The organism is Jiangella rhizosphaerae, assembly GCF_003579925.1.
Taxonomy (GTDB): Bacteria; Actinomycetota; Actinomycetes; order Jiangellales; family Jiangellaceae; genus Jiangella; species Jiangella rhizosphaerae.
The window spans coordinates 1-25,880 of the sequence record NZ_QUAL01000176.1 but is presented as its reverse complement, the minus strand read 5'-3'; the positions used below and the strand labels follow the sequence as shown (position 1 = coordinate 25,880).

The window sequence follows — 25,880 nt, the reverse complement described above, 5'->3', positions numbered from 1 at the left end:
TCCACCTCGGTCCCGTCCACCTCAGTCCCATCCACCTCGGTCCCATCGACCTCAGTGCCCTCGACCTCGGTGCCCTCGACCTCGGTCTCGCCACCGTCATCGGCGGTCGCGTTGGGGCCGACCGTGGACTCGGCCAGCGTCAGCACCGCCGCGGGCGAGTCAGGCAGCGCCGTCACCTCGACGGCCGCCACGCTGTACGGGCCGTCCGAAGCGCGCGCCAGCGCACTCACCGGCGCGACCGGCTGGTCGTCCTGGACGTTGAGCTTGATCGACAGGATCGACGCGAGCAGCTCGCCCACCGGGGTGAGCGCGTCGGTGAGCGACCCGACCAGGCCGGCGACGGTCTCGCCCAGCGTGGTGAGGGGGCCGCCCTCGGCGAACACCAGGTCCTCGACCAGCCCGCCGACGGTCGTGATCAGGGTGTCGAGGACGGGCGAGATCAGCGCCGAGATGAGGCCGATGACGACGCCGGTGCTGTTGTTGACGAACGCGGCCTCGCCGCTGAGGACGTCGCCGAGCGTGCCGGTCAGCTGCAGGTCGAGCGTGCCGGGCAGCAGCCCGCCCACCTCGGCGTAGATGCGCACGTCGAGCGTCGCCGCGTTCAGCGCGTTCTCGACCGTCTCGACGATGTCGGTGACCAACGTGTCCAGCAGGGTGCCGATGGTCTCGGCGAGCTGGTCGATGACCGCGTTGCTGAGCAGCTCGGTGTTCGGCGCCTGGTCGTTCAGGCCGCCGGCGAGCGTGTCGAGGTCGATGACCAGCGTGCCCTCGGCCAGGTTCAGCTCGACGCCGGTGCCCTCGCCGAGCGGCGTGGCCAGCAGCTCCTCGACCGCTCCGGCGAGGTCGGTCTCGAGCGTCACCGTGATGTCGGGGTTCTCGACGCCGGCGACGGACAGCAGGTTCAGCAGCCCCTCGACCGTCAAGAGCGTCGACGCGATGGTCCCGTCGGGCCCGGCCAGGCCGTTGACGACCTCGTCGACGGTGGCGACGGCGTCCTGGACCTGCGGCAGGAGATCGGCGAGCAGGGGGACGGTCAGCCGCAGCTGACCACCGGCGATCTCGTAGTCGCGGGTGACCTCGAACTCCTCGCCGGCCGGCGCCAGGTGTGCCTCCGACGACACCGCGCCGAGCTCCAGCTCGAGGTCGGCGATCAGGTCGGTGAGCGCCTCGCCCAGCACGTCGGTGAGGTCGAACGTCGCGTTGCCGGGGAAGCCGGCCTCGGTGCCGGTGCCCACACCGCCGTTGTCGGCGACCGCACCGGTCGCGGCGTGCGACGCGCCGCCGTCCTCCGCCGACGCCCACTGGTTGACGGCGCCCAGCTGGAGGATGTCGCTCAGCGGCAGCTGCACCCCGCCCGGGATCGACACGTTGAGGGTCTCGAGGACGGTGAGGTCGAGCGGGTTCGCCTCGGTGACCGGCTCGGCCTCGCCGAGGTTCTCGACCTCGACGCCGGCCAGTTCGGCCACGGCGTCCAGATCGGTACCGAGGATCTCTCCGCTCAGGAATCGAGCGGCCGCACGCGATTCGTCACCTTCGGCCGCCGATGCCGGCACCAGCCACGCACCGACGGCGACTACCGGGGCCACTCCGGCCGCCAGGAGCGAAGCCGCTACCCGGCGCCGGCGATGTCTTTCCCAGGAAGTCATGCTGCTCTCCTTGTACTGCTCGGGGACGTTGCTCCGCGCCGTCCGCGTCGAATGCGCGGAGCAAGGGCGCGACGTAGGTCGAGGACCGGGCCTTTGACGGTGTGATCGTACTGGTCCGACAGAGCAGTTGACCTTGAGAACTTACTATTTACTCGCGTCAGGACGAGAAATGCGAGCGAAGGCTCCTTAGCGGGAAATACGGACAGACGGTGAAGCGCAGACCAGGGTTATTCGCGCCTATCCGGACACTCGTCCCGGTCGCTTTCCGCCGAAACCGCCGGATTCCCGCGGTGCTTGAGAATTCGCGCCGGAACTCCACCGGCGACGACGAGATCGGGGAGGTTCCCGCGGACGACGGCGTGCGCGGCGAGCACGCAGCCCCGCCCCACGACGGCGCCGCGCAGCACCGTCACCTTCACCCCGAGCCAGCAGTCCGGCCCGATGCGCACCGGCGCCTTGACGATCCCCTGATCCTTGATCGGCAGCGCGAGGTCGTCGAAGCGGTGGTCGAAGTCGGTGACGTAGACCCAGTCGGCCACCAGCGTCCGGGCGCCGATCTCGACGTCCAGATAACAGGTGACGGTCGACGACGAGCCGAACACCGTCTTGTCGCCCACCCGCAGCGTCCCCTCGTGGGCGGTGAGCCGGGTGCCGTCGCCGATGTGCACCCACCGGCCCAGCACCACCCGGCCGTACCCGCGCCGGCCCTCGACCCGGACCCGCCGGCCCAGGAACACCATCCCCTCGGTGACCACCTCGGGATGCAGGAGCCGCAGCCGGAGCAGCCGCGCGTACCGCACGAGATACCACCACGTCCACGCCCGGTGCCGGACCACCCAGCGCAGCGACGACGGCGTCAGGTACCGCGCCTGCCGGGGGTCGCGACGGCGGAACACCACCGCCACACGGTATGTCATGCCGGGCCTGATCAGCCCGTTACGGCACGGAGACCGTCGTGAAACACCCGCGGCGGAGGCTGGCCGGTATGAAGACGACGCGACTGGCCGAATCGGCACACCTGTTCTCCGGCTCGGGCGTCACGACACGACTCCGCGACGGGCGCTCGGTCACCATCCGGGCCGCCACGCCGCGCGACGCCGGTGACGTCAGCGCGATGCACGTACGGTGCTCCACCGAGACCGTCCGGCACCGCTACCACTCCGTCCCGTCCATGACCGGACGGTTCCTCTCCCAGCTCGTGAGCACCGACATCGCCCTGGTGGCCGAGGCGCCCAACCGGGCGATCGTCGCGCTGGCCAACCTCGGCCGCGACGACGGCGACGCCGGCGAGCTCGCCGTCATCGTCGAGGACGGCTGGCAGCGGGCCGGCCTGGGTTCGGCGCTGCTGGACCACCTGGTCAGCATGGCCCGGCTGGTCGGCTACCGCGAGGTCTACACCGTCGCGCTGCCCGGCAACCACTGGTTCCGCGGCACGCTGACGCGGTACGGGCAGGCCCGGCTGGAGCGCTCGGCCGGCTACGACGCGATGTGGCTGGCGCTCCGCCCGCCGCTGGCCCGGCTGCCCGAACAGCTGGGCGCGACGGCGGCGGCGTGAGGGTCGCGTGACGGCGGCCCCGTCACTCCGGCCGGAGCGCCGTCACCGACACGTTGTAGAACAGCTCGCGCGGCACCACCCGGGCCAGCACCCGGTCCGCGGCCGAGAGCCGCAGCCAGCTCTTGTACGCGAACATCGCCCAGCCCCAGCCCAGGCGGTCAGGGTTGACGGCGTGCTCGAAGGTCCGCACCGGCCAGCCGAACCAGGCCGCCGTCAGCTCCTCGGTGACCGCCGAGGCGCGGGTGAACCCGGCCCGGGTGACCAGCGCGGTCAGCTCATCGGGGTCGAACGTGTGCAGGTCGACGACGGACTCCAGGGCGGCCGCCCGCGACGACTCGTCCAGCTCCTCCCGCGAGCGCGCCCAGCCGGAAAGCCCGGGCAGCCGGGTCGCGCGGGTCGTCGCCCACCACGTGGCGCGCGACAGCGCCCGGGCGATCCTGTCGCCGTACTTCGTCGGCTCGCCGCAGATGACGACGCGCCCGCCGGGCCGCAGCACCCGCAGCATCTCGCGGAACGCCTGCTCGACGTCGGGGAGGTGGTGGATGACGGCGTGCCCGACGACGACGTCGAACGTCTCGTCGGGGAACGGCAGCTTCTCGGCGTCGGCCACCTCGCCGGCGATCTCGAAGCCGAGCTGGCGGGCGTTGCGCTTCGCCGCGTCGACCATGCCCGGCGAGATGTCCGTCACCGTCACGTCCGACAGCACGCCGGCCTGGCGCAGGTTCAGCGAGAAGAACCCGGTCCCCGCGCCGATCTCCAGCGCCGGACCGTACGGCCAGCCGGCCGTTCCGGCGGCGGCCGCGAACCGGTCGCGCGCGTAGGAGATGCAGCGCTCGTCGAACGAGATCGACCACTTGTCGTCGTAGGTCTGCGCCTCCCAGTCGTGGTACAGCACCTGGGCCAGCTTGGTGTCGTTCCAGGCCCGCTCGATGTCCTCGGCGGAGGCGGGCGGCCGCTGCTCCCCCGTCATCAACGGCCCTCGAAGGCGGCCTTGCCGGGGCCGTTCTCGATGAACGAGCGCATGCCGGTGGCGCGGTCCTCGGTGGCGAACAGCCCGGCGAACTGCTGCCGCTCGAGCTCGAGGCCGGTGTCGAGGTCGGTGGACAGCCCGCGGTCGATGGCCTCCTTGGCCGCGCGCAGCGCGTAGGCCGGCCCCGTCGCGAAGCGCGCCGCCCACTCGACCGCGACGGCGTAGACGTCGGTACCGGCGGGGACGACGCGGTCGACCAGACCCATCGCCAGCGCCTCCTCGGCGGCGACCATCCGGCCGGTGAAGATCAGGTCCTTGGCCTTCGACGGCCCGACCAGCCGGGCCAGCCGCTGCGTGCCGCCGGCACCGGGGATCAGCCCGAGCAGGACCTCCGGCTGGCCGAGCTTCGCGTCGGACGCCGCGAACCGCAGGTCGCAGGCGAGCGCCAGCTCGCAGCCGCCGCCCAGCGCGTAGCCGGTGATCGCCGCGACGGTCGGCTTCGGGATGCGCGCGACGGCGGTGAACGCGGCCTGCAGCGCGACCGACCGGTCGACCATGTCGGTGTAGGACCAGCCGGCCATCTCCTTGATGTCCGCGCCGGCCGCGAAGACCTTCTCGCCGCCGTAGACGACGACGGCGCGGACGTCGCGCCGCTCGGTCGCCTCGGCGGCCAGCGCCAGCAGACCGTCCTGCAGGGCGGCGTCCAGGGCGTTCATCGGCGGCCGGTCCAGCCGGATGGTCCCGACGCCGTCCGCGACCTCCAGCCGCACCACGTTCTCACTCATCCCGGAACCGTACCCGGCGCCGCCGCTACCTGGCCGAAGAGGTGCTTGTCGGTGATATGGGAAACAATGCCGGGCGTGGATGTCGCGATGGAGCCATGGCCCGGTCACTGGACCCCGCTGGGAGCCACCTACGACGTGGAGGCCACGAACTTCGCCCTCTGGGCACCCGACGCCGAGCAGGTCGAGGTCTGCCTGTTCGACGAGGACGACACCGAGACCCGGCTGGTGCTGCCCAACCGAACGTTCGACATCTGGCACGGCGCCGTCCCGGGCGTGCGTGCCGGTCAGCGGTACGGGTTCCGCGTGCACGGACCGTGGGACCCGGGCACCGGCCGCCGGTTCAACCCCGCCAAGCTGCTCACCGACCCGTACGCCCGCGCCGTCGACGGCACGCTGACGGCGCACCCGGCGGTGTACGGCCACGTCCGCCCGTCCATGGACGAGGGCGGCGACCACCGGGTCCGCGACGACCGCGACTCCGCCCCGTACGTCCCCAAGTCGGTCGTCGTCGACGTCCATCCGTTCGACTGGCGCGCCGACGCGCCGCCGCGGGTGCCGTGGGCCGAGACCGTCCTCTACGAGACCCACGTGCGCGGCTTCACCATGCGGCACCCCGGCGTCCCCGAGGAGCTGCGCGGCACCTACGCCGGCCTCGCCCACCCGGCCGCCATCGAGTACCTCACCAGCCTCGGCATCACCACCGTCGAGCTGATGCCCGTGCACCAGTTCGTCAGCGAGCCCGACTTCCTGCACCGCGGCTCGCTCAACTACTGGGGCTACAACACCCTGGCGTTCTTCGCACCGCACAACGCGTACTCGTCGTCGGGCACCCGCGGCCAGCAGGTCGACGAGTTCAAGGCCATGGTCCGCGCGCTGCACGAGGCCGGGCTCGAGGTCATCCTCGACGTCGTCTACAACCACACCGCCGAGCAGGGCGACGGCGGCCCCACGCTGTCCTACCGCGGCATCGCGAACGAGGCCTATTACCACGTCGACCCCGCCGACCGCTCCCGCTACCTCGACTACACCGGCACCGGCAACACCTTCCGGGTCGCGCACCCGGCGGTGCTCGGGCTGGTCATGGACTCCCTCCGGTACTGGGTCGGCGAGATGCACGTCGACGGGTTCCGCTTCGACCTCGCGTCGGCGCTGGCCCGCTCGATGCACGACGTCGACATGCTCGGCTCGTTCATGACCGTCATCGGGCAGGACCCGGTGCTGCGCGAGGTCAAGCTGATCGCCGAGCCGTGGGACGTCGGCCCCGGCGGCTACCAGGTCGGCGAGTTCCCGCACCTGTGGACCGAGTGGAACGACCGCTACCGCGACTCCGTCCGCGACCACTGGCGCGGCGCCGCCGCCGGCGTCCGCGACCTCGCCTTCCGGCTGTCCGGCTCGTCCGACCTCTACGCCGACGACCGCCGCCGCCCGTACGCGTCCATCAACTATGTCACCGCGCACGACGGCTTCACCATGCGCGACCTCGTCTCCTACGACCGCAAGCACAACGAGGCCAACGGCGAGCAGAACCGGGACGGGACGGACGACAACCGGTCGTGGAACCACGGCTGTGAAGGTGACCCTGCGACGCCCGACCCGGCGCTACGCGAGCTGCGGCTGCGTCAGGTCAAGAACATGCTGACGACCATGCTGCTGTCGACCGGCGTGCCCATGCTGCTGTCCGGTGACGAGCTGGGCCGCACGCAGCGCGGCAACAACAACGCCTACTGCCAGGACAACGAGATCAGCTGGATCGACTGGTCGCTGGCCGACGAGCATTCCGAGCTGCTCGAGCACGTCCGGCGGCTGCTGCGGTTCCGCCGCGCGCACCCCGTCGTCCGGCAGCGGCGGTTCTTCGAGGGCGTGCCGGTGGTCGAGGGCGGCCGCAAGGACATCGCCTGGTTCGCCCCGTCCGGTGCGGAGATGACCGAGGCCGAGTGGCACGACGGCTCGCTGCGCACGCTCGGCATGTACCTCAACGGCGAGGGCATCCGCTCGCGCGGCGTGCGCGGCGAGCCGATCCTCGACGAGTCGTTCCTGCTGTACGTCCACGCCGGCGCGGCCGACCTGGAGGTCCGCCTGCCCGGCCGGTTCTGGGCCACGTCGTACGAGGTAGTGCTCGACACCGCCGACGCCGGCGCCGAGGGCCGCCGGCACCGTCCGGCCGCCCGGCTGCGGCTGACCGCCCGCAGCTGCCAGCTGCTGCGCGTGATCGACTGAATCCCCGCGGGGGCGGTGTTCGTACCACCTGTATGGACACTTCGTTACACACCGGGTCGCGCCGCGCCCGCCTGATCGGCGTCGCGGCCGCGGCCTTGCTGGCACTGAGCGCGTGCGGCTCGGACGACTCCGGGTCCGGCGGCGACGAGACGCAGACGGTGGACGGCGTGGTCGGCACCCGGGAGATCCCCGACTTCGGCACCGTCCTCACCGACGCCGACGGCAACACGCTCTACACGACCGAGGCCGAGGCCGACGGCACCGTTCTGTGCGTCGACGGCTGCGCCGACTTCTGGCCGCCGGTCGCCGCCACGTCGTCGGACGTGCCGTCCGGCGTCGACGGCGTGGACGGCGAGTTCGGCGTGGTCTCGCGGCCGGACGGCTCCGAGCAGCTCATCCTCGACGGCCAGCCGCTCTACACGTTCGCCGAGGACTCCGGCCCCGGCTCCTTCACCGGCGACGGCTTCGAGGACGACTTCCAGGGCACCCACTTCGTCTGGCACGCCGTCACCACCGACGGCTCCACCTCGTCCGGCGACGAGGGCGGCGGAGGCTACGACTACTGACCACCCCGATGGGTGAGCGTCTGCTGTCGCTGGAACAACAGCAGACGCTCACCCATCGGTTGTCCACAGATCGCCGATCTGCACTTTCCTCCGCGGCCCGGGTTGCGCACGATCACCTCGTGCCCCATCGACGTGCTCTCTCGCTCGCCCGCGCCCAGGACGGGCTGATCAGCCGCCGGCAGGCTCTGGCCGCCGGAATGACGGCCGAGGCCGTGCGCCACGCGATCCGTTCCGGCGGGCCGTGGCAGCGTGTCCTGCCTGGGGTGTACGCGACGTTCAACGGACCACTCGGCCGGCTGCACCGACTGCGGGCGGCGCTGCTCTACGCGGGCGAGGAGGCGCTGATCACTGGTCCATGGGCGTGCGAGCTGCATGGGCTCCGGTACGGCCCGTCGGTCACCGACGACGTCGACGTCCTGGTCCCCTGGGCGCGCGGCCAACGCGGCCACGGGTTCGTTCGCGCCGTCCGCACCCGCCGGATGCCAGAGGGCGAGCGCTGGGTCGACGACCAGCGACTGGCCGCGCTCCAGGGCGATGGGCCGCCACTGGACGAAGTGCTCGACGCCCTCGCACCGTCGGCGTCGCCTGGAGTCGTGCCCATCGCCGCGGCCGCCCGCGCGGTCGTCGACACGGTGGTCCGGTGGACACACCTACCAGCCGACTGGCGGCCACGCTGCTCGCGCCCGGACGGCTGTCCCGCCTGCTGGCACGATCCCGAGCATCATCGCGCGATCGCGCTGCGCAACACCCGGGCGCTCCTGTGCGAGGCCGTCCAACGGCGCCGCACCACCGTCGCCGCGCTCCGCGCCGAGGTGGCGGCAGCCCCGCGCCGTGGCGGCGCGCTGGCCCGGCTCGCCATGCGCGACATCGACGCCGGGTGCCGGTCCGCGCCGGAGTGCGAGCTTCGCGACCTGGTCCGCACCAGCCGGCTCCTCCCGGAGCCACGCTGGAACCAGCCCTTGCCGGGGCACCGCGGCGTCCACCCGGACGCCTGCTGGCAGCACGCCCGGCTGGTGGTCGAGGTCGACTCCCGCAGCTTCCACGGCTTCGGCGACGCGCCCGCGCGCACCGAGGAGCGCCGAGCCCGATACGCCGCGCTCGGCTGGCGAGTACTCCCGGTCTCGCCGGCCCGGCTGAGGGGCATGCCTGCCGCTGTTCTGCGGGAGATCGAGGCCGCCTACCTCGCCGGCTTCGGCGATGGGTGAGCGTCTGCTGTTGCTCTGGCGACAGCAGACGCTCACCCATTCAGTTCGGGAGGGCGGCCAGCCCCAGTTCCGCGCCGTCGCCCAGGAGCGAGTGCCGAGGGACGATGCGGACGGTGTAGCCGAACGCGCCGGTGCGGTCGAGCTGGACCTCGCCGTCGAAGCGGAAGGAGGCGTTGTCGAGCCGCTCGCTCATCGTCATCGGGGTGACGGCGGGGTCGCGGAGGTTGTCGGCGTCGTCGACGGGGCCGTGGACGACCTGGACGTCGACGTCGTCGGGCGTCAGTGCCCCGAGGGTGACGAACGCGTGCAGCCGTAGCGTCTGACCGCGTTCGAACGCGTCGACGGTGGTGGTCTCGACGTGGTCGACGCGGACCTGCGGCCAGGCGGCGCGGACGCGCTCCTTCCAGTCCGCCAGCGACACCGCGCCGTCGAAGTCGGCGTTCAGCGAGCGGCTGGACTCCGCGGCGGGTGTGTAGAGCGCCTCGACGTAGTCGCGCACCATGCGGGTGGCCTGCACCTTCGGGCCGAGTGTGGTGAGCGTGTGGCGCAGCTGCTCGACCCAGCGGCGCGGGATGTCCTCGCCGTCGACGTCGTAGAAGCGGGGCCCGATCTCGTTCTCGAGCAGTTCGTACAGCGCCGTGGCCTCGAGCGAGTCGCGGTACTCGGGGTCCTGGACGCCTTCGGCCGACGGGATGTCCCAGCCGTTGACGCCGTCGGACCACTCGTCCCACCAGCCGTCGCGGATGGAGAGGTTGAGCCCGGCGTTGAGCGCCGCCTTCATGCCGGACGTGCCGCACGCCTCGTACGGGCGCAGCGGGTTGTTCAGCCACACGTCGCAGCCCGGGTACAGTGCCTGGGCCATGCCGATGCCGTAGTCGGGCAGGAACACGATGCGGTGCCGGACCTCGGGGTCGTCGGCGAAGCGGACCATCTCCTGGATCATCCGCTTGCCGCCGTCGTCGGCCGGGTGCGCCTTGCCGGCGATGACGAACTGGACCGGCCGCTCCGGGTGCAGCAGCAGCGCCTTGAGGCGGGCGGGGTCGCGCAGCATCAGCGTGAGCCGCTTGTACGACGGCACCCGGCGGGCGAAGCCGATGGTGAGGATGCCGGGGTCGAGGACGTCGTCGATCCAGCCCAGCTCGGCCTCGCTGGCGCCGCGGCCGCGCCACGAGTCGCGCAGCCGCGCCCGGGCCGACTCGACCAGCCGGGCCCGCAGCGCCCGCTTCGTCGACCACAGGTCGGCGTCGGAGACGGCCGCGGTGGCCGCCATCCAGCCGCCTCCGGCGACGGCCTTCTCCTCCAGCCGCAGGATCTCCGGCGCCACCCACGTGGGCGCGTGCACACCGTTGGTGATGGACCCGATCGGCACCTCGCGCTCATCGAACGACGGCCACAGCCCGGCGAACATGCCCCGGCTGACCTCGCCGTGCAGGGTGCTGACGCCGTTGGCGCGGGCGGCCAGCCGCAGCCCCATGACGGCCATGTTGAAGACCGACGGGTCGCCGCCCTCGTAGTCCTCGGCGCCCAGGGCCAGGATCTGCTCGACGGCCAGGCCGGGGCTGGCGTTGTCGCCGCCGAAGTGCTGCTTGACGAGGTCCATCGGGAAGCGGTCGATGCCCGCCGGCACCGGCGTGTGCGTGGTGAAGACGGTGCCGGCGCGGGTGAACTCCAGCGCCGCCTCGTACGTCAGCCCGCGCTCCTCGACCAGCTCGCGGATGCGCTCGAGGCCGAGGAAGCCGGCGTGCCCCTCGTTGGTGTGGAACACCTCCGGCGCCGCCGTGCCCGTGATGCGGCAGTACGCCCGCACCGCGCGCACGCCGCCGATGCCGAGCAGCATCTCCTGCAGCAGCCGGTGCTCGCGGCTGCCGCCGTAGAGGCGGTCGGTGACCTCGCGCTCGGCCGGGCCGTTGTCGTCGATGTAGGAGTCGAGCAGCAGCAGCGGCACCCGGCCGACCTGCGCCACCCAGACGGCCGCGGTCAGCACCCGGCCGCCCGGCATGCCGACGGTGATGTGCGCCGGCGTGCCGTCGGGCTCGCGCAGCCGCACGAGCGGCATGTTGTCGGGGTCGACGACGGGGTAGCGCTCCTGCTGCCAGCCCTCGCGCGACAGGGACTGCACGAAGTACCCGTGCCGGTAGAGCAGGCCGACGCCGATGATCGGGACGCCGAGGTCGCTGGCCGCCTTGAGGTGGTCGCCGGCCAGGATGCCCAGGCCGCCGGAGTACTGCGGCAGCACGTGCGTGATGCCGAACTCCGGGGAGAAGTAGGCGACGCCGCGCGGCGCCCGGCCGTCGTGGTCCTGGTACCAGCGCGCCTCGGTCAGGTAGTGGCGCAGGTCGTCGTGGGCCGCGTGGACCAGCCCCAGGAACGCGGGGTCGGCGGCCAGCTCGGCCAGCCGCTCGGGCCGGACCTCGCCGAGCAGCCGGACGGGGTCGTGGCCGACCTCCTCCCACAGCCGCGGGTCGACGGCGGAGAACAGGTCCTGCGTCGGCTGGTGCCACGACCACCGCAGGTTCGTGACGAGGTCGCCGAGCGCGGCCAGCGGCTCGGGGAGGACGGTACGGACCATGAGTCGTCGGATCGCGCGCACGCGGCCAACGGTAGTCGGTGACTGTTACACGAGCCTTACCGGCGGACGAGCGGACGGCGACCGCCGTCCGCTCGTCTCGCTCGGTGCGTCAGTACACGGGCTGGGTCTGGACGTTGAACTCGGAGTACCGGGTTCCCTTGGCCGGAGCCACCCGCGGGTCGCGCAGGTCGAACACGTCGAAGCCGCGCTGGATCTCGTTGGAGTAGATGTAGCCGTTGTAGTAGTACGTCGACCACGCGCCGGCGATGGTGCCTTCGGCGTCGAACGTGCCGCGGTCGAACCAGGCGATCTCCGTGGGGTTGTACGGGTCGGTGAAGTCGAACACCGAGATGCCGCCCTGGTACCACGCCTGGACGAAGATGTCCTTGCCGGGCACCGGGATCAGCGAGCCGTTGTGCGCCACGCAGTTCTCGGTGTCGGCCTGCTCGCGCGGGATCTTGTAGTACGACGCGAACTCCAGCGAGTCGCCGTCCCACGTGTAGATGGCGTTGGCGCCGCGGTTCGGGCCGACGGTCGGGTTGCACTCAGGGCCGCTGCCGCCGCCCAGCTCGTCGGTGAAGATGATCGACGTGCCCTCGTTGTTGAACGTGGCCGAGTGCCAGAACGCGAAGTTCGGGTCGCGCACCTGGTCGAGGATCACCGGGTTCAGCGGGTCGGTGACGTCCATGACGACGCCGTCGCCCATGCACGCGCCCGCGGCCAGGCCGAGGTGCGGGTAGGCGGTGATGTCGTGGCAGCCGCGGGTGTTGCCGCCCTGGTTCCCGGCGTCCGGGAAGAGCACCGGCTCGGCCGCGACGTGCGCCGCCGTGGGCTCGTCCAGCGGCACGTCGATGATCGAGATCAGGTCGTGCGGCGGCTGGCAGTCCGACAGCAGCGAGCTGGTGTCGTAGGAGGACACATAGATGTAGACGCTGTCCTCGCCCGGCACGAGCGTGTGGGTGTGCGAGCCGCACTTGGTCTCGACCGACTTGATGTACTGCGGGTTCCGCACGTCGCTGATGTCGAAGATCTTCATGCCCTCCCAGTAGGAGCCGCGATCGGCGGCCTGCTGGGCGGTGAGCGACTGCGACTGGCAGGAGTCGTCCGTCCGACGCGAGTCGGTCGAGAGGAAGAGCAGGTCGCCGTAGACGGAGATGTCGTTCTGCGAGCCCGGGCAGAGCACCTGGCTCACCGGCACCGGCTTACGCGGGTTCTCGATGTTGTAGACGGTGAACCCGTTGTAGTTGCCCGCGAACACGTACTTGCCCTGGAAGGCCAGGTCGGAGTTGAGCGCGCTCGTCGTGGCGAACGGCCCCTCCTTGGGCAGGTTCGTGACGAGGCTGAGGTTCGGTGAGCTCGCCGTCTCGCCGCCGGGCAGGATGCTCGCCGCATCGGGTGCCTCGGTGATCTCCGCGAGCTCCTCCTCCGTCAGGCAGTACGCCTCGAAGTTGTCGCCCAGGCCCTCGACGGCGTCGGCGTTGGCGCACTCTTCGTTCGCCGTGGACTCCCGCAGCAGCTCGCCGTCGTCGGCGGCCGAGATTCCGGCGGACCCGACGGCCAAGCCACCGCTCACGAGGGCGGCAACGGCCAGGCCGGTCGCCCTCCTTCTCCAACGCTGTTCGATCATGCGCACCTCACCGGGGGTAAAGAGGGACGAACCGATCAAGGTCAAGGCGCACAATAACGGCAATCGACCAGGTTGACCATACTTCTGTCACATTCCTGCGAAACATCGACGTGTCCTGTCGATGACACCTGTTCGACTTCGGCGGATTCGGCCGTACGCTGGGCCGATCCGCCCCGGCCACCAGGAGGACCCATGCCGCGCGTGACCCCCGGCAGCACGGCGGCGGCCGCCGCGCTCGCCCTGCTCGCCCTGGCAGGCTGCGCCGGCGACGACGGCGACACCGGCCGCGGCGCGCCGGCGACCACGACGACGGCGACATCGGACACACGCGTCGTCGCACCCGGACGGCCGGGCGAGACGGCCGACGTCATCGAGCCGGGCGAGGACATCGAGATCGTCGAGGGCGGCTACAGCGAGATCGACGTCCGGTTCGTGGAGCAGATGATCCCGCATCACCGCCAGGCCCTCACGATGGCGGAACTGGCGGCCGATCGCGCCCAGGACGAACGCGTCCTCCTGGTCGCCGACCGCATCATCGCGGGACAGGGTGCGGAGATCACGGTGCTGGAGAACTGGCTCGAGCAGCGCGGGCTGCCCGTCCCGCCGGCCGGCGCCGAGCACGACCACGGCCTGCCCGGCATGATCACGCCCCTGCAGCTCGAGCAGCTCACCAACACCAGCGGCGCGGAGTTCGACGAGTTGTTCCTCACCTACATGAGCCAGCACCACGCCGGCGCGATCGAGATGGCCGACGCCGCCGTCGCCGGCGGTACGGACCAACTGGCGCTGGAACTGGCCACCGACGTGAGCGTCACCCAGGGGGTCGAGATCGACCGCATGCGGGAGATCCTCGACACCCTCTGAACGGCCACCACGAAACGGCCCGGACGAGCCCGTTTGCACGCCAGCCGGGCGGCTATGAACAATGGGAGGAAATCAGCCCATCGGGCGTCCGCCGGGCGCCTTCGCCGACAGCGAACCACCCCATGCCCATGAACACCATCTTCGCAGGTCAGGACGGCCTTCGACGGCGCCGTCGCCGACGCCGGGAAAGACCGTCCGGCGCGCCGCGCGAAGTGGTTGGACCACACCGCGGGCGGCCGAATAATATTCGCCGGGCACACCCCGCAACGAAACATCCGCGTCACCTGCGCGTCACATCAATCGGCTCACGCGGCTGATCATTTCGCACCATCCCACGACATTCCGAACACGACGTCACGAGAGGTCATCGTGCGCACCGAACCGACCGCGCCGGGTTGCCGTCCGGCGCAAGCGGGCACTGTGGCTGCCGTCCCCGCCGCCCTTACCATCGAATGGTGCCGGCCATGAGCGAGACCCGGCCGCAGGTCCACCAGGCCGAGCGGCAGGGCTCCGTGCTGCCCGCTCGGGGCACCGACCCCGAGTGGTTCAAGCGCGCCGTCTTCTACGAGGTCCTGGTGCGGTCGTTCTACGACTCCCAGGGCGACGGCATCGGCGACCTCAAGGGCCTCACGCAGAAGCTCGACTACCTGCAGTGGCTCGGCGTCGACTGCGTCTGGCTGCCGCCGTTCTTCCCGTCGCCGCTGCGCGACGGCGGCTACGACGTGGCCGCGTACATGGACGTCGCCCCCGAGTTCGGCACGCTCGAGGACTTCTCGCAGTTCGTCGCGGCCGCGCACAGCCGCGGCATGCGGGTCATGACCGACCTCGTCATGAACCACACCAGCGACCAGCACCCGTGGTTCCAGGCCTCTCGCGAGGACCCCGACGGCCCGTACGGCGACTTCTACGTCTGGGCCGACGACGACACCGGCTACCCCGACGTCCGCATCATCTTCAGCGACACCGAGACGTCGAACTGGACGTACGACCCGGTGCGCAAGCAGTACTTCTGGCACCGCTTCTTCAGCCACCAGCCCGACCTCAACTTCGAGAACCCGGCCGTCCACGAGGCGATGCTCGACGTCGTCCGGTTCTGGCTGCGGCTCGGCGTCGACGGCTTCCGGCTCGACGCCGTCACGTACCTCTACGAGAAAGAGGGCACCAACGGCGAGAGCCTGCCCGAGACGCACGCCTTCCTCAAGAAGGTGCGCAAGGTCATGGACGACGAGTTCCCCGACACCGTGCTGCTGTGCGAGGCCAACCAGTGGCCCAGCGAGGTGGTCGAGTACTTCGGCGACCCCGACGTCGGCGGCGACGAGTGCCACATGGCGTTCAACTTCCCCGTCATGCCGCGCATCTTCATGGCGGTGCGGCGCGAGTCGCGCTACCCCATCAGCGAGATCATGGCGCAGACGCCGCAGATCCCGTCGGGCTGCCAGTGGGGCGTGTTCCTGCGCAACCACGACGAGCTGACGCTCGAGATGGTCACCGACGAAGAGCGCGACTACATGTGGTCCGAGTACGCCAAGGACCCGCGGATGAAGGCCAACCTGGGCATCCGCCGGCGTCTGGCGCCGCTGCTCGAGAACGACGTCAACCAGATCAAGCTGTTCAACGCGCTGCTGCTGTCGCTGCCCGGCTCGCCGGTCCTGTACTACGGCGACGAGATCGGCATGGGCGACAACATCTGGCTGGGCGACCGCGACGCCGTCCGCACCCCCATGCAGTGGACGCCCGACCGCAACGCCGGCTTCTCCACCGCCGACCCCGGCCGGCTCGACCTCCCCGTCGTCATGGACGCCGTCTACGGCTACCAGGTCACCAACGTCGAGGCCCAGCTGGCGAACAAGTCGTCGCTGCTGCACTGGACCCAGCGGATGATCGAGGTGCGCAAGCAGAACCCGGCGTTCGGGCTGGGCGACTTCGTCGATCTCGGCGGGTCGAACCCGACGGTGCTCACCTACGTGCGCACGTTCGGCGACGACATCGTGCTGTGCGTCAACAACCTGTCCCGGTTCCCGCAGCCGGTCGAGCTGGACCTGCGGCGGTACGAGGGCATGCAGCCGGTCGAGCTGCTCGGCAGCGTGCGCTTCCCGACCATCGGCGAGCTGCCCTACCTGCTGACCCTCGGCTCCCACGGGTTCTACTGGTTCCGGCTGGCCAAGCTGCCGGAGGAGTCGATGCCGTGACGGTCGACCAGCGGTTGTCCGAGGCGGTGGCGCTGCTGCCGGAATGGCTGCGCCACCAGCACTGGTTCACCGGCGGGCGCTCCGGGCCATTGGGCGTGCGCCCGGTGGCGGCCGCGCTCCTGCACGACGGCGAGCCTCGGGTGTGGCACCTGCTGACCGAGGTCACGCACGACGACGGCACCGACATCTACCAGGTGCCGCTGTCGGTGCACAGCCAGCGCTCCGACCGCCTCGACCACGTGCGCCTCGGCCACACCCACGACGGCCACGTCTACGACGCCCTGCACGACAAGGAGGCGACGGCGGTCCTGCTCGACCACTTCGCCGACGACGCGCCGCGGGTCGAGGGGCTGCGCTTCCACGTGAAGGCCGACGTCGAGGTGCCCTACGGCGAGCCGTCGCTGGTGCTGCCCGGCGAGCACCACAACACCAGCCTGGCCTACGGCGACTCCGCGCTGCTGAAGGTGTTCCGCCGGGTCGACGCCGGGCTGAACCCCGACGTCGAGCTGCACGAGGCGCTCAGCGAGGCCGGCTGCACGCTGGTCGCGCCGCTGATGGGCTGGGTCGACGGCGACTGGTCCGCCGACGACGTCACGGTGACGGGCAGCCTGGCCATGCTGCGCGGCTTCCTGACGACGGCGTCCGACGGCTGGGCGCTGGCGACGGCGAGCGTCCGCGACCTCTACGCCGAGGGCGACCTCCACGCCGACGAGGTCGGCGGCGACTTCGCGGCCGAGGCCTACCGCCTGGGCATGGCCACGGCGCGCGTGCACGAGACGCTCGCCGAGGTGCTGCCCACCGGCACCATGGCCGCGTCCGAGCTGCACGCCCTCGCCGACGCGATGACCGGCCGGCTCGAGAACGCCATCGCCCTGGTGCCCGAGCTGGAGCCGTTCGCGGCCGGGCTGCGGGCGCACTACGACGCCCTGCGCGAGCGCCACGACCCCGTCACCGTCCAGCGCATCCACGGCAGCTACCACCTGGGTCAGGTGCTGCGCACCGTCCTGGGCTGGAAGCTGATCGACTTCGAGGGTGAGCTGATGGCGCCGGTCGCAGACCGCCGGGCCATGCACTCCCCCGTCCGCGACGTCGCGCAGATGCTCCGCTCGTTCGACTACGCCGCGCGGCACCTCCTGGTCACCGACCACCCGCCGGAGGACCCCGCGCACGACCAGCTGGCCTACCGCGCCCAGGAGTGGACGCAGCGCAACAGCGAGGCGTTCTGCAACGGCTACGCGTCGGCCGCGCAGCTGGACCCGCGCGACGAACCCGAGCTGCTGGCGGCGTACGAGACCGACACCGCGGTGTACGAGGTGGTCTTCGAGGCGCGCCGGCGGCCCAGCTGGCTGCCCATCCCGCTGGCGGCGGTCGAGCGGCTCGCACACGCCCGGTGAGCGCCGGGTACCCTCTTCCTGGGCACCTGACACCTGAGGAGAGTGGATGACCGAGTACGTGTCGGTGAACCCTGAGCGGCTTCGTGACCTGGCCCGGAAGCTGCAAAGTGCCGCCAGCATCGTGCGCGAGAAGACCCCCACCATCGTCAACGGCCTCGACGGCTGGGACGCCACCTTCAGCGGCGCGAAGCTCACCGCCCTGGCCGACTGGCTCGACGACCAGTGGCGCCCCATGTTCGACCGCGCCGACCTCGCCGCCACCGCGGCCAACCAGACCCGCGTGAGCGCCTCGGGCAGCCCGCCGCAGACCATGTTCCAGGTACCGTACGAGATCACCGAACAGGACATGGCCAACGAGGGCATGCGCGACGCCATCGGCCTGCGGCAGCGGATGAACAGCGAGGACCCCGCCATCCGCGACGCCGCCCAGCGCGAGGCCGCCGAGGCCATGGAGGCGCACGCCGACGACCCCGCCTACCTGCAGGCGTTCTTCAACGGCGGCGGCGCCGAGATCATCACCACCATGAACCGGCAGATCGTCGAGCAGGGCGTGCCGCCATCGGAGCAGAACCAGAACCGCCTGCGGCTGTTCAGCAACGGCGTCGCCGCGGTCAGCCGGTTCAGCGAGGCGAACCAGATCACCCTCACGCAGGGCGCGCTCGACCCGCTGAGCTCGGTCGACAACACCCTGCAGAACGGCATCATGATGCAGTACGGGCCGGGCGGCGACCAGTACGGCTCGACGTTCCTGCGCACCGTCGCCGACAGCGCCCTCGAGTGGCGCGAGCGCAACGACCCGCCCCGTCCGTCGTACAGCGAGGGCGGCGTGGTCGGCACCGGCTACGTGCCCAGCGGCTGGGTGCAGAACGACGACGACTGGTGGCGGCGCATCGGCATCGACGTCAGCTACCTCACCGTCGGGCGCGACGACGCCAACCGCGGCATCGATCTCATCCAGCAGTTCGACCCCGTCAACTCCATCCTCACCCGCACCGGGCAGAACCCCGAGGCCAGCCGGCTGCTGCTCACCGGCGACGACGGCCTGCAGAACGCCCAGCGGCTCGTCGACTACGACTGGCAGACCCCGGGCGACCTCGGCCACGACGACAGCGCACCCGCGGCCAGTGTGCTCATCGCCGCCACCCAGGATCGCGGGCCCGAGCAGGGCGAGCAGTCCGCCCAGGCCGCGGCCAACGTCTTCCAGGCCGGCTACGACCTCAGCCGGCGCGAGCGCGGCGACTACGACAAGGAGCAGTACCCCGAACTGCCGTCGTCGCTGGCCGAGGCCATGGCCGTCGTCGGCACCACGTACGCGCCCGACATGGCCGCCTCCACCGGGCAGCCCAACGTCGACATCCACGGCGTCGTCCGCAACCCCGACGGCACGTACTCGCTGCAGTCCAACACCGCCGTCATGAACGGCTTCATGAAGGCGTTCATGACCGACCCCGAGGCGGCCGGCGCCTTCCGCGGCGCCATCCAGGGCCAGCTCACGGCGGCGGCGCGCATCGTGTCGACGCAGCCGCCCGACCCCGACGTGCCCGACATCCTCACGCAGTACGGCTACCTCAACGGCATGGTCTCCGTGGTCTTCGCCGACCAGCGGTTCACCGAGGCCGAGGCGCGCGACGCCCAGAACAAGCAGAACCAGATCTACTTCGAGGTCACCAAGGACGTCCTCGAGGCGATCCCGCTGGGCGGCGAGGCGGCGGAGTTCCTGCGCTCGCTGGCCACCGCGGCCGGCGGCTCGCAGAAGGAGAACCTCTTCCCCACCGACAACGCCGACAACGTCGCCAACGACACCCAGTACACGATGCTGCAGGACCTCGCCGACATGCGCCTGTTCGTCGCGCAGGGGTTCGTGAACTCCGGTGCCTACCCGGTGCCCGAGCCGCGGCCGTCCTGGGTCGGTCCCGACGGCGTCATCGCGCCGGTCACCGAGCAGGACAAGCTCGAGTTCGACCGCTGGTGGTCGTCGCTGCCGCGCGAGATGCAGCAGATCGCCGACGACGCCAACCAGGGCTTCACCGACGCCACCGGCGAGTTCGCGCCCGACGACGACCGCTTCACGCCCCCGGAGTAGGAGACCGCCATGCCCATTCCGTTCGTGCAGGAATGCAACGAGTCGATGAGCATCGTCAGCGGTGCGGCCACGGACATCGAAGAGGCCATCCAGGCCGTTCGCAACCTCGTCGGCGCCGAGACCTGGACCGGTCCCAAGGCCACCGCCTGGGAGACCGACTTCGACGGGTTCGCCACCGACGCCACGAACAGCCTCGGCACCCCGCTCGACGAGGCCATGCAGACGGCACGCTCCAACGCCGCCCGCTGGCAGGCCGAGAGCGCCAACCCCGGCCCGAACTGACGGCGTCAGGCGGCGTCGGGCAGCGCCAGCTGCAGCACGCTGTTGCAGCGCTGGTCGGCGACGACGACGCGGTCCTGCCACACCACGGCCGACAGCGGCTGGGCCAGGTGCGAGTCCAGCGCGTCGGTGTCGGCGTTGTCGCAGTCGGTGCTGGGGCTGGTGTCGCTCGGTTTGAACCCCGTGGCGAGCACCGTGGCGCCGTCGGGCGTCACGTGCACCACGGCGCCGGCCTCGCGTTCGCTGGTCGCGACGATCAGGCCGTCGCCGCCGTCGCCGGTGGCGGCCGTCACCGTGCCCGGGGCGTCGGCCGGCTGCGTCCACGGGTGGCGGCCGATCTCCTGCAGCGACTCGTCGAGCAGCACCAGCTCGGTGGCGGTGAGGACGGCGACGCCGCCGGCCGTGCGGGCGGCGACCACGCTGCCCTCGACCGGCGGGGCGGCCGGCTCGGCGCCGGTGGGGGCGTCGGCGGGGCCGGTCAGCGTCCACCAGCTGGAACCCCATTGCACGTAGGTGCCGCCGGGCAGCTCGAGGATGGCGCCGGCGAAGCCGTCGCCGGGCGCACCGGGCAGCGTCGTGACCTCGCTGAAGGCGCCGTCGGCCAGGTCGATGCGGCCGATCGCACCGTCGCCGGCCAGCACGAGCAGCGACTCCGCGCCGGCCAGCGCTGCCAGCGGCGGGTCGGAGAAGGCGACGCTCTGGTCGCCGGAGACCGGCTGCGCCGTGCCGTCGGGCGACACGGTGAACAGCCCTTCCTGGCCGCGCTGCAGTCCGATCAGTGCGTCACCGGGACCGGTGGCGAGCAGCATGGGCTCGGCCAGCCGGGTGTCGGGGACGTAGGAGGTCTCGCGCAGCGCGTCGGTGCCGCCGTTGCCCAGGATGCGGGTCAGCCGGCCCTCGGCGACGTCGGGGAGGCCGGCCGGCGCGCCGCCGCCGGTCTCGCTGGTGCCGGTGGTGGGCTCGTCGCCCGGGTCGTCGCCGCCTCCGTCGCACGCCGTCGCCGTCAACACGATCGCGGCCAGGACCGCCGTCACTCGCACAGCACGCACGAGACCCAACCGTACCCGTGCCGTCGGGCCGGGCAGGGCGCGACGGCCCGATAGGCTCGACGGATGATCGACGCACAGCGACTCCTGGGCGAGGTCGACCTGCATCTCATCGGTGAGGGCCGGCACGAGCGGCTCTGGGAGGTGCTGGGCGCGCGCGTCACCACCATCGACGGCGTCGAGGGCACCGCGTTCACCGTCTGGGCGCCGAACGCCCGGATGGTCCAGGTGGCCGGCGACTTCAACGGCTGGGACGGCGGGCGGCACGCCATGACGCGCGTGGGCGGCGGCGTGTGGGCGCTGTTCGTCCCCGGCGTCGGCGACGGCACGCTGTACAAGTTCAAGGTGCACGGCGCCGACGGCCACTGGCGCGACAAGGCCGACCCGATGGCGTTCCGCACCGAGGTGCCGCCGGCGCAGGCCTCCGTCGTCCACCGGTCGCGTTACGAGTGGAACGACGAGGTGTGGCTGGCCCGCCGGCCGGCGTCGGCGCACGCGCACCCGATGTCCGTGTACGAGGTCCATCTGGGGTCGTGGCGGCGCGGTCGCTCCTACCGCGAGCTGGCCGTCGAGCTGGCGGAGTACGTGACGGAGCTGGGGTTCACCCACGTCGAGTTCCTGCCGGTCGCCGAGCACCCGTTCGGCGGGTCGTGGGGCTACCAGGTCACGTCGTACTACGCGCCGACGGCCCGGTTCGGCCACCCCGACGACTTCAAGTTCCTGGTCGACACCCTGCACCAGGCCGGCATCGGCGTGCTGCTCGACTGGGTGCCGGCGCACTTCCCCCGCGACGACTGGGCGCTGGCCCGCTTCGACGGCACCCCCCTGTACGAGCACGCCGACCCGCGCCGCGGCGAGCACCCCGACTGGGGCACGTACGTCTTCGACTTCGGCCGGCCCGAGGTGCGCAACTTCCTGGTGGCCAACGCGCTGTACTGGCTGACGGAGTACCACATCGACGGCCTGCGGGTCGACGCCGTCGCCTCCATGCTCTACCTCGACTACTCCCGGCCCGAGGGGGCCTGGCTGCCCAACGTGCACGGCGGCCGCGAGAACCTCGACGCCATCGCGTTCCTGCAGGAGACCAACGCCACGGCGTACCGGTCGGTGCCGGGCATCGTCAGCGTCGCCGAGGAGTCCACCGCGTGGCCCGGCGTCACCCGTCCGACCCACCTCGGCGGCCTCGGGTTCGGGCTGAAGTGGAACATGGGGTGGATGCACGACTCGCTGGCCTACCTGTCGCGCGACCCGATCCACCGGCAGTTCCACCATCACCAGATGACGTTCTCGATGATGTACGCCTTCAGCGAGAACTTCGTCCTCCCCCTGTCCCACGACGAGGTCGTGCACGGGAAGGGCTCGCTGCTGGGCAAGCTGCCCGGCGACCGGTGGCAGCAACTGGCCACGTTGCGCGCGTTCTACGCCTTCATGTGGGCGCACCCCGGCAAGCAGCTGCTGTTCATGGGTGGCGAGTTCGGCCAGGAGTCGGAGTGGGCCGAGTCGCGCGAGATCGAGTGGTGGCTGCTCGACCGGCCGGAGCACGCGGGCGTGCTGCGGCTGGTCAGCGACCTCAACCGGGCCTACCGGGCGGCGCCGGAGCTGTGGGCGCTCGACTCCGACCCGGCCGGCTTCGAGTGGATCGACGCCAACGACGCCACCGGCAACGTGTTCTCGTTCCTGCGCCACGGCCCGGACGGCGAGCTGCTGGTGTGCGTCGCGAACTTCAACGCGCTGCCGCACGAGGGCTACCGGCTGGGCCTGCCGCAGGCCGGCCCGTGGCAGGAGGTGCTCAACACCGACGCCGACCTCTACGGCGGCTCCGGCGTCGGCAACCTCGGCCAGGTCACCGCCGTCGACGAGCCCTGGCACGGCCGGCCCGCCTCCGTCCGGCTGCGCGTCCCGCCGCTGGGCACGCTCTGGCTGCGCCCCGCCGGCTCTAGATGATCACGTTCAGCACGAAGTTCCGTGTCGCACCACGATCGCAAGCCTCGTGATGCGCGGGTAATCGTGGTGATGGGCAGCCACGTCCGCCGGAAAGCGATTGCCGCCGACGTCACCAGGATTACCCGACCGTCGACACGATTGCAGGCGTAGTCCAGCACGGGATTTCGTGCTGAACGTGATCATTCCGGGGAGGCCGGACGGCGACGGGCGCCGCCACCCTGGCGAGGGGTGACGGCGCCCGTCATGCGCTGAGCTCCCGTCAGTTCCGGTCGACGACGATGACCGGGGAGTCCCAGGTCTCGACGTGCGCCGGGTTCGACGGGTCGGCCAGCGGCTTGGTGGCCGTCAGGCGCAGGACGTAGCGGCCGTCGGGCACCGGGACCCGCCGGTCGGTGCCGCTCCCCCGCGGCCGGGTGCCGTCCCAGGTGTAGGCGCTGAACCCGGTCGCGGTGCCGCTGCGGCCGACGAAGTCCTCGGAGAGGACGGTGTTCAGCCGGCCGTACGGGCGGCCGGCCGTGCCGTCGGCCTTGGCGTGGAACAGCTGCAACGACACGTTCTGTGCCGCGTGCTCGAGATGCGCGATGACGACCGGGTAGTCGCCCTCGGTCATCGAGAACGTCGCGCCGTCGGGCAGCAGGTCGTACTCGCCGCCCATGGTGCAGTTGACGCCGATGTAGCGCTCGCAGGCGGTGACGTCGCCCAGCGCCGGCAACCCGAAGCCGGCGTCGGTCAGGACCGGCAGCTGCTGGTAGTCGCCGACGAACCCGGCGAACGGCACCCGCAGCGGCTGCCCTTCGGCCGGCGTCAGGACGACCCAGCCGCCGTACTGCCCCAGGTCCGGCTCGGCCGGCGCCGTGACCGTCACGTCGACGGTCGCGGACCCGCCCGCGGGCACCGTCACCGACGGCGCCGAGAACGCCACCGTCGCGCCACCCTCGAAGAACGACGGGTTGTTCGGCGCGCCCGCCGTGCTGATGCCGTCGACGTGCGACAGCTCGTACGTGACCGGCGCGTCGCCGTCGTTGGTGAGCGTCAGCGTCTCCGTCGCCGGGCCGGCCTCGCTCTCGCCGAGCGACAGCTTGCCCGGCGACACGGCGACCGGCGCCAGGATCGCGTCGTCGACGTCGAGCATGCCGGCGCCCTGGCGGTGCGCCGGCTCGACGTACCCGGCGCCCGGGATCAGCGACCAGTCGGCCGGGTCGGCGCTGTTCTGCAGCACGTCGCGGACCTGCGCCGGCGTGAGCGACGGGTGCGCCTGCAGCAGCAGCGCGACCGCACCGGCCACGTGCGGCGACGCCATCGAGGTGCCCGAGATGACGGCGTACCCGTCCTCCTCGAGCGGATAGGTCGAGCGGATCAGCCCGCCCGGCGCGCCGAGGTCCGGCTTCAGCGACAGGTCCGCCGCCATGCCGTAGGAGCTGAACGACGAGATCAGGCCGCCGGTGGTGTTCTCGACGGTGGTGGTCTCGTCGGTCCAGGTCAGCGTCGTCGGGCCGGCCGCGATGCGGTTGTTGAGCTCGACGCCGTCGGCCTGCGGCACCGCGACGACGGGGATGGTGATCGGCGGGTCGGCCGGCGTCGGCGGGGCCACCGACGGCGAGAACGCGCCGGCCACGTTGTTGTACAGGACGACGGCGACGGCCCCGGCGTTCTGCGCGTTGCGGGCCTTCTCGTAGAACGGGCAGGTGCCGCGCTCGATCAGCGCGACGGTGCCGCTGAGGTCGGGCAGCGGCCCGGCGGCCGTGCAGGCGTCCTGGGTCGCCTCCGGGGTGCCGGTGCGCGACATCGGGACGTCGCCGGACGTGGGCGCGCTCGGCGCGCCGGCCGCCTCGGCGTAGCCGAACTCGCGCCCGTCGGGCGTGACGGTGAACATCCGCGCGTCGTACTCGGTGTTGTCGAACGACGCGACGCCGATGACCTTCTCGCCGACGCCGGGCGCGCCGGCCGACCAGGTGCCGGCGGTGCCGTTGTTGCCGATCGAGGCGACCACCACGACGCCCTCGTCGACGAGCGCGTCGCTCGCCGTCGCCGTCGGGTACTGCGGCCAGGTGACGAAGCCGGCGCCGAGGCTCATGTTGACGACGTCCATGCCGTCGGCGTGCGCGCGCTCGAGCGCGGCGAGGATGATGTCCGACGTCGTCGAGCCGCCGCAGCCGAACACGCGGTAGGCGCCGAACTCGACGTCCGGCGCCACGCCGAGGACGCCGCCGGCGGCGCTGTCACCACTGGCGCCGACGATGCCGGCGACGTGACTGCCGTGTCCGTTGCAGTCGTCCGGGTTGTCGTCGGGGTGCGCGACCGGCTGGTAGGCGGCCGACGTCTCGTCGGCGTTGTAGTCGTCGCCGACGAAGTCGTAGCCGGCCACGACGCGGTCGGTCGGGAGCGCCGTGCCGCCGGGCGTGCCGTCGCCGCCGAGGTCGGGGTGGTCGAGGTCGATGCCGGTGTCGATGATGCCGACCTTGAGGCCGTCGCCGGTGAAGCCGAGCTCGCTCTGCGCGATGTCCGCGCCGGTCATGCCGAGCGCGGAGTCCATCGCGGGCTCCGTCGTGACCGGGTCGGGCGCGTCGACGGTGACGACGGGGTACACCGCGGCGACCTCGGCCGAGCCGGCCAGCCGGCTGATGTCGGCCTCCGACGCCGACACCGAGAAGCCGTTCCACAGCCGGTCGTAGGTGTAGCGGACGTCCAGGTCGGCGCCCAGCGCGTCGGCCTCGGCGAGCACGCGGTCCTGCTGGCGCTGCGCCGCCGCGCGGCTGCCGCCGTCGGCGACGGGCTTCGCCGTCAGCTCGACGAACCACGCGCCGGTGGGCTCGTGGGTCAGCTCGCCCGCCGGCTCCGGCAGCCCGGCCAGCTCCGCGAGCGTGCCCAGGTAGCCGTCCTCGGCGGTCGTCGCCGGCGCAGCGGAGCCGGCGGCGACGGTGCCGAGCGTCCCGGCGGCCAG

Annotated in this window: 18 protein-coding genes; 10 read left to right on the top strand and 8 right to left on the bottom strand. The window is 71.7% G+C overall.

The features are described 5' to 3' along the window. Together DY240_RS18915 and DY240_RS18905 are read right to left on the bottom strand one after the other, a co-directional pair. A partial coding sequence (locus tag DY240_RS18915; RefSeq protein ID WP_147375396.1) for a choice-of-anchor G family protein occupies nucleotides 1–1,646 on the bottom strand: 1,646 nt, incomplete at its 3' end. A 227-nt stretch (nucleotides 1,647–1,873) separates the two neighbouring features. Continuing rightward, complete coding sequence (locus DY240_RS18905) at nucleotides 1,874–2,563, bottom strand: acyltransferase (RefSeq protein ID WP_119661395.1); 690 nt, start codon at nucleotides 2,561–2,563, stop codon at nucleotides 1,874–1,876. 68 nt (nucleotides 2,564–2,631) lie between these two features. Between DY240_RS18905 and DY240_RS18900 the strand changes: the two genes are divergently transcribed. After that, the gene (locus DY240_RS18900; RefSeq protein ID WP_119661394.1) at nucleotides 2,632–3,201 is read left to right on the top strand and encodes a GNAT family N-acetyltransferase; all 570 of its coding nucleotides are present in this window, start codon (nucleotides 2,632–2,634) and stop codon (nucleotides 3,199–3,201) included. Between the two features lie 22 nt (nucleotides 3,202–3,223). On the opposite strand, the gene DY240_RS18895 is transcribed toward DY240_RS18900, so the two are convergent. Both DY240_RS18895 and DY240_RS18890 read right to left on the bottom strand, forming a co-directional pair. Continuing rightward, nucleotides 3,224–4,171 carry a class I SAM-dependent methyltransferase gene (locus tag DY240_RS18895; RefSeq protein ID WP_119661393.1) on the bottom strand — a complete coding sequence of 316 codons (948 nt, stop codon included), beginning with the start codon at nucleotides 4,169–4,171 and terminating at the stop codon, nucleotides 3,224–3,226. Next, nucleotides 4,171–4,956: an enoyl-CoA hydratase/isomerase family protein gene (locus DY240_RS18890; protein ID WP_119661392.1), complete on the bottom strand. Its 786-nt coding sequence runs from the start codon at nucleotides 4,954–4,956 to the stop codon at nucleotides 4,171–4,173. Before DY240_RS18890 ends, DY240_RS18895 begins: the two co-directional genes overlap by 1 nt. Nucleotides 4,957–5,043: 87 nt before the next feature. On the opposite strand from DY240_RS18890, the gene glgX reads away from it, so the two are divergent. From glgX to DY240_RS18875, 3 genes are all read left to right on the top strand, one after another. Beyond that, nucleotides 5,044–7,173: a glycogen debranching protein GlgX gene (gene glgX, locus DY240_RS18885; RefSeq protein WP_119661391.1), complete on the top strand. Its 2,130-nt coding sequence runs from the start codon at nucleotides 5,044–5,046 to the stop codon at nucleotides 7,171–7,173. Between the two features lie 32 nt (nucleotides 7,174–7,205). Further along, a complete protein-coding gene (locus DY240_RS18880; RefSeq protein ID WP_119661390.1) occupies nucleotides 7,206–7,739 on the top strand; it encodes a COG4315 family predicted lipoprotein in 534 nt (177 codons plus the stop codon). A 119-nt stretch (nucleotides 7,740–7,858) separates the two neighbouring features. Beyond that, nucleotides 7,859–8,944, top strand: a complete 1,086-nt coding sequence (locus DY240_RS18875; RefSeq protein ID WP_147375395.1) for a type IV toxin-antitoxin system AbiEi family antitoxin domain-containing protein — start codon at nucleotides 7,859–7,861, stop codon at nucleotides 8,942–8,944. Between the two features lie 40 nt (nucleotides 8,945–8,984). On the opposite strand, the gene glgP is transcribed toward DY240_RS18875, so the two are convergent. Both glgP and DY240_RS18865 read right to left on the bottom strand, forming a co-directional pair. Further along, nucleotides 8,985–11,534, bottom strand: a complete 2,550-nt coding sequence (gene glgP, locus DY240_RS18870; protein WP_119661388.1) for an alpha-glucan family phosphorylase — start codon at nucleotides 11,532–11,534, stop codon at nucleotides 8,985–8,987. 88 nt (nucleotides 11,535–11,622) lie between these two features. Further along, nucleotides 11,623–13,140: an LVIVD repeat-containing protein gene (locus DY240_RS18865; RefSeq protein WP_119661387.1), complete on the bottom strand. Its 1,518-nt coding sequence runs from the start codon at nucleotides 13,138–13,140 to the stop codon at nucleotides 11,623–11,625. Between the two features lie 192 nt (nucleotides 13,141–13,332). On the opposite strand from DY240_RS18865, the gene DY240_RS18860 reads away from it, so the two are divergent. The 5 genes from DY240_RS18860 to DY240_RS18840 all read left to right on the top strand — a co-directional run bounded on the left by DY240_RS18860 (nucleotide 13,333) and on the right by DY240_RS18840 (nucleotide 19,952). Further along, entirely contained in the window at nucleotides 13,333–14,004 is a 672-nt protein-coding gene (locus DY240_RS18860; protein ID WP_119661386.1) for a DUF305 domain-containing protein, read from the top strand. A 464-nt stretch (nucleotides 14,005–14,468) separates the two neighbouring features. Next, nucleotides 14,469–16,193 (top strand): maltose alpha-D-glucosyltransferase, encoded by a 1,725-nt coding sequence (gene treS, locus DY240_RS18855; protein WP_119661399.1) that lies wholly within the window; start codon nucleotides 14,469–14,471, stop codon nucleotides 16,191–16,193. Then, nucleotides 16,190–17,587: a maltokinase N-terminal cap-like domain-containing protein gene (locus DY240_RS18850; RefSeq protein WP_199701767.1), complete on the top strand. Its 1,398-nt coding sequence runs from the start codon at nucleotides 16,190–16,192 to the stop codon at nucleotides 17,585–17,587. Before treS ends, DY240_RS18850 begins: the two co-directional genes overlap by 4 nt. Nucleotides 17,588–17,633: 46 nt before the next feature. Continuing rightward, nucleotides 17,634–19,670 carry a hypothetical protein gene (locus DY240_RS18845; protein ID WP_119661385.1) on the top strand — a complete coding sequence of 679 codons (2,037 nt, stop codon included), beginning with the start codon at nucleotides 17,634–17,636 and terminating at the stop codon, nucleotides 19,668–19,670. A gap of 9 nt (nucleotides 19,671–19,679) precedes the next feature. Then, the gene (locus tag DY240_RS18840; RefSeq protein ID WP_119661384.1) at nucleotides 19,680–19,952 is read left to right on the top strand and encodes a hypothetical protein; all 273 of its coding nucleotides are present in this window, start codon (nucleotides 19,680–19,682) and stop codon (nucleotides 19,950–19,952) included. Nucleotides 19,953–19,957: 5 nt separating this feature from the next. On the opposite strand, the gene DY240_RS18835 is transcribed toward DY240_RS18840, so the two are convergent. Beyond that, on the bottom strand, nucleotides 19,958–20,998 hold the full coding sequence (locus DY240_RS18835) for a hypothetical protein (protein WP_147375394.1): 1,041 nt from the start codon (nucleotides 20,996–20,998) through the stop codon (nucleotides 19,958–19,960). A 63-nt stretch (nucleotides 20,999–21,061) separates the two neighbouring features. On the opposite strand from DY240_RS18835, the gene glgB reads away from it, so the two are divergent. Continuing rightward, on the top strand, nucleotides 21,062–22,939 hold the full coding sequence (gene glgB, locus DY240_RS18830; RefSeq protein WP_119661382.1) for a 1,4-alpha-glucan branching protein GlgB: 1,878 nt from the start codon (nucleotides 21,062–21,064) through the stop codon (nucleotides 22,937–22,939). A 259-nt stretch (nucleotides 22,940–23,198) separates the two neighbouring features. Here glgB and DY240_RS33890 read toward each other — a convergent pair. Next, nucleotides 23,199–25,880, bottom strand: a 2,682-nt coding sequence (locus DY240_RS33890; RefSeq protein ID WP_199701765.1) for a S8 family serine peptidase, incomplete at its 5' end; no start/stop codon positions are given.

Bases quoted from the DNA above. Each gene is read 5' to 3' on its own strand.
- DY240_RS18905 (WP_119661395.1), bottom strand. From the start codon at position 2,563: ATGACATACCGTGTGGCGGTGGTGTTCCGCCGTCGCGACCCCCGGCAG.
- DY240_RS18900 (WP_119661394.1), top strand. From the start codon at position 2,632: ATGAAGACGACGCGACTGGCCGAATCGGCACACCTGTTCTCCGGCTCG.
- DY240_RS18895 (WP_119661393.1), bottom strand. From the start codon at position 4,171: ATGACGGGGGAGCAGCGGCCGCCCGCCTCCGCCGAGGACATCGAGCGG.
- DY240_RS18890 (WP_119661392.1), bottom strand. From the start codon at position 4,956: ATGAGTGAGAACGTGGTGCGGCTGGAGGTCGCGGACGGCGTCGGGACC.
- glgX (WP_119661391.1), top strand. From the start codon at position 5,044: ATGGAGCCATGGCCCGGTCACTGGACCCCGCTGGGAGCCACCTACGAC.
- DY240_RS18880 (WP_119661390.1), top strand. From the start codon at position 7,206: ATGGACACTTCGTTACACACCGGGTCGCGCCGCGCCCGCCTGATCGGC.
- DY240_RS18865 (WP_119661387.1), bottom strand. From the start codon at position 13,140: ATGATCGAACAGCGTTGGAGAAGGAGGGCGACCGGCCTGGCCGTTGCC.
- DY240_RS18860 (WP_119661386.1), top strand. From the start codon at position 13,333: ATGCCGCGCGTGACCCCCGGCAGCACGGCGGCGGCCGCCGCGCTCGCC.
- treS (WP_119661399.1), top strand. From the start codon at position 14,469: ATGAGCGAGACCCGGCCGCAGGTCCACCAGGCCGAGCGGCAGGGCTCC.
- DY240_RS18845 (WP_119661385.1), top strand. From the start codon at position 17,634: ATGACCGAGTACGTGTCGGTGAACCCTGAGCGGCTTCGTGACCTGGCC.
- DY240_RS18840 (WP_119661384.1), top strand. From the start codon at position 19,680: ATGCCCATTCCGTTCGTGCAGGAATGCAACGAGTCGATGAGCATCGTC.
- glgB (WP_119661382.1), top strand. From the start codon at position 21,062: ATGATCGACGCACAGCGACTCCTGGGCGAGGTCGACCTGCATCTCATC.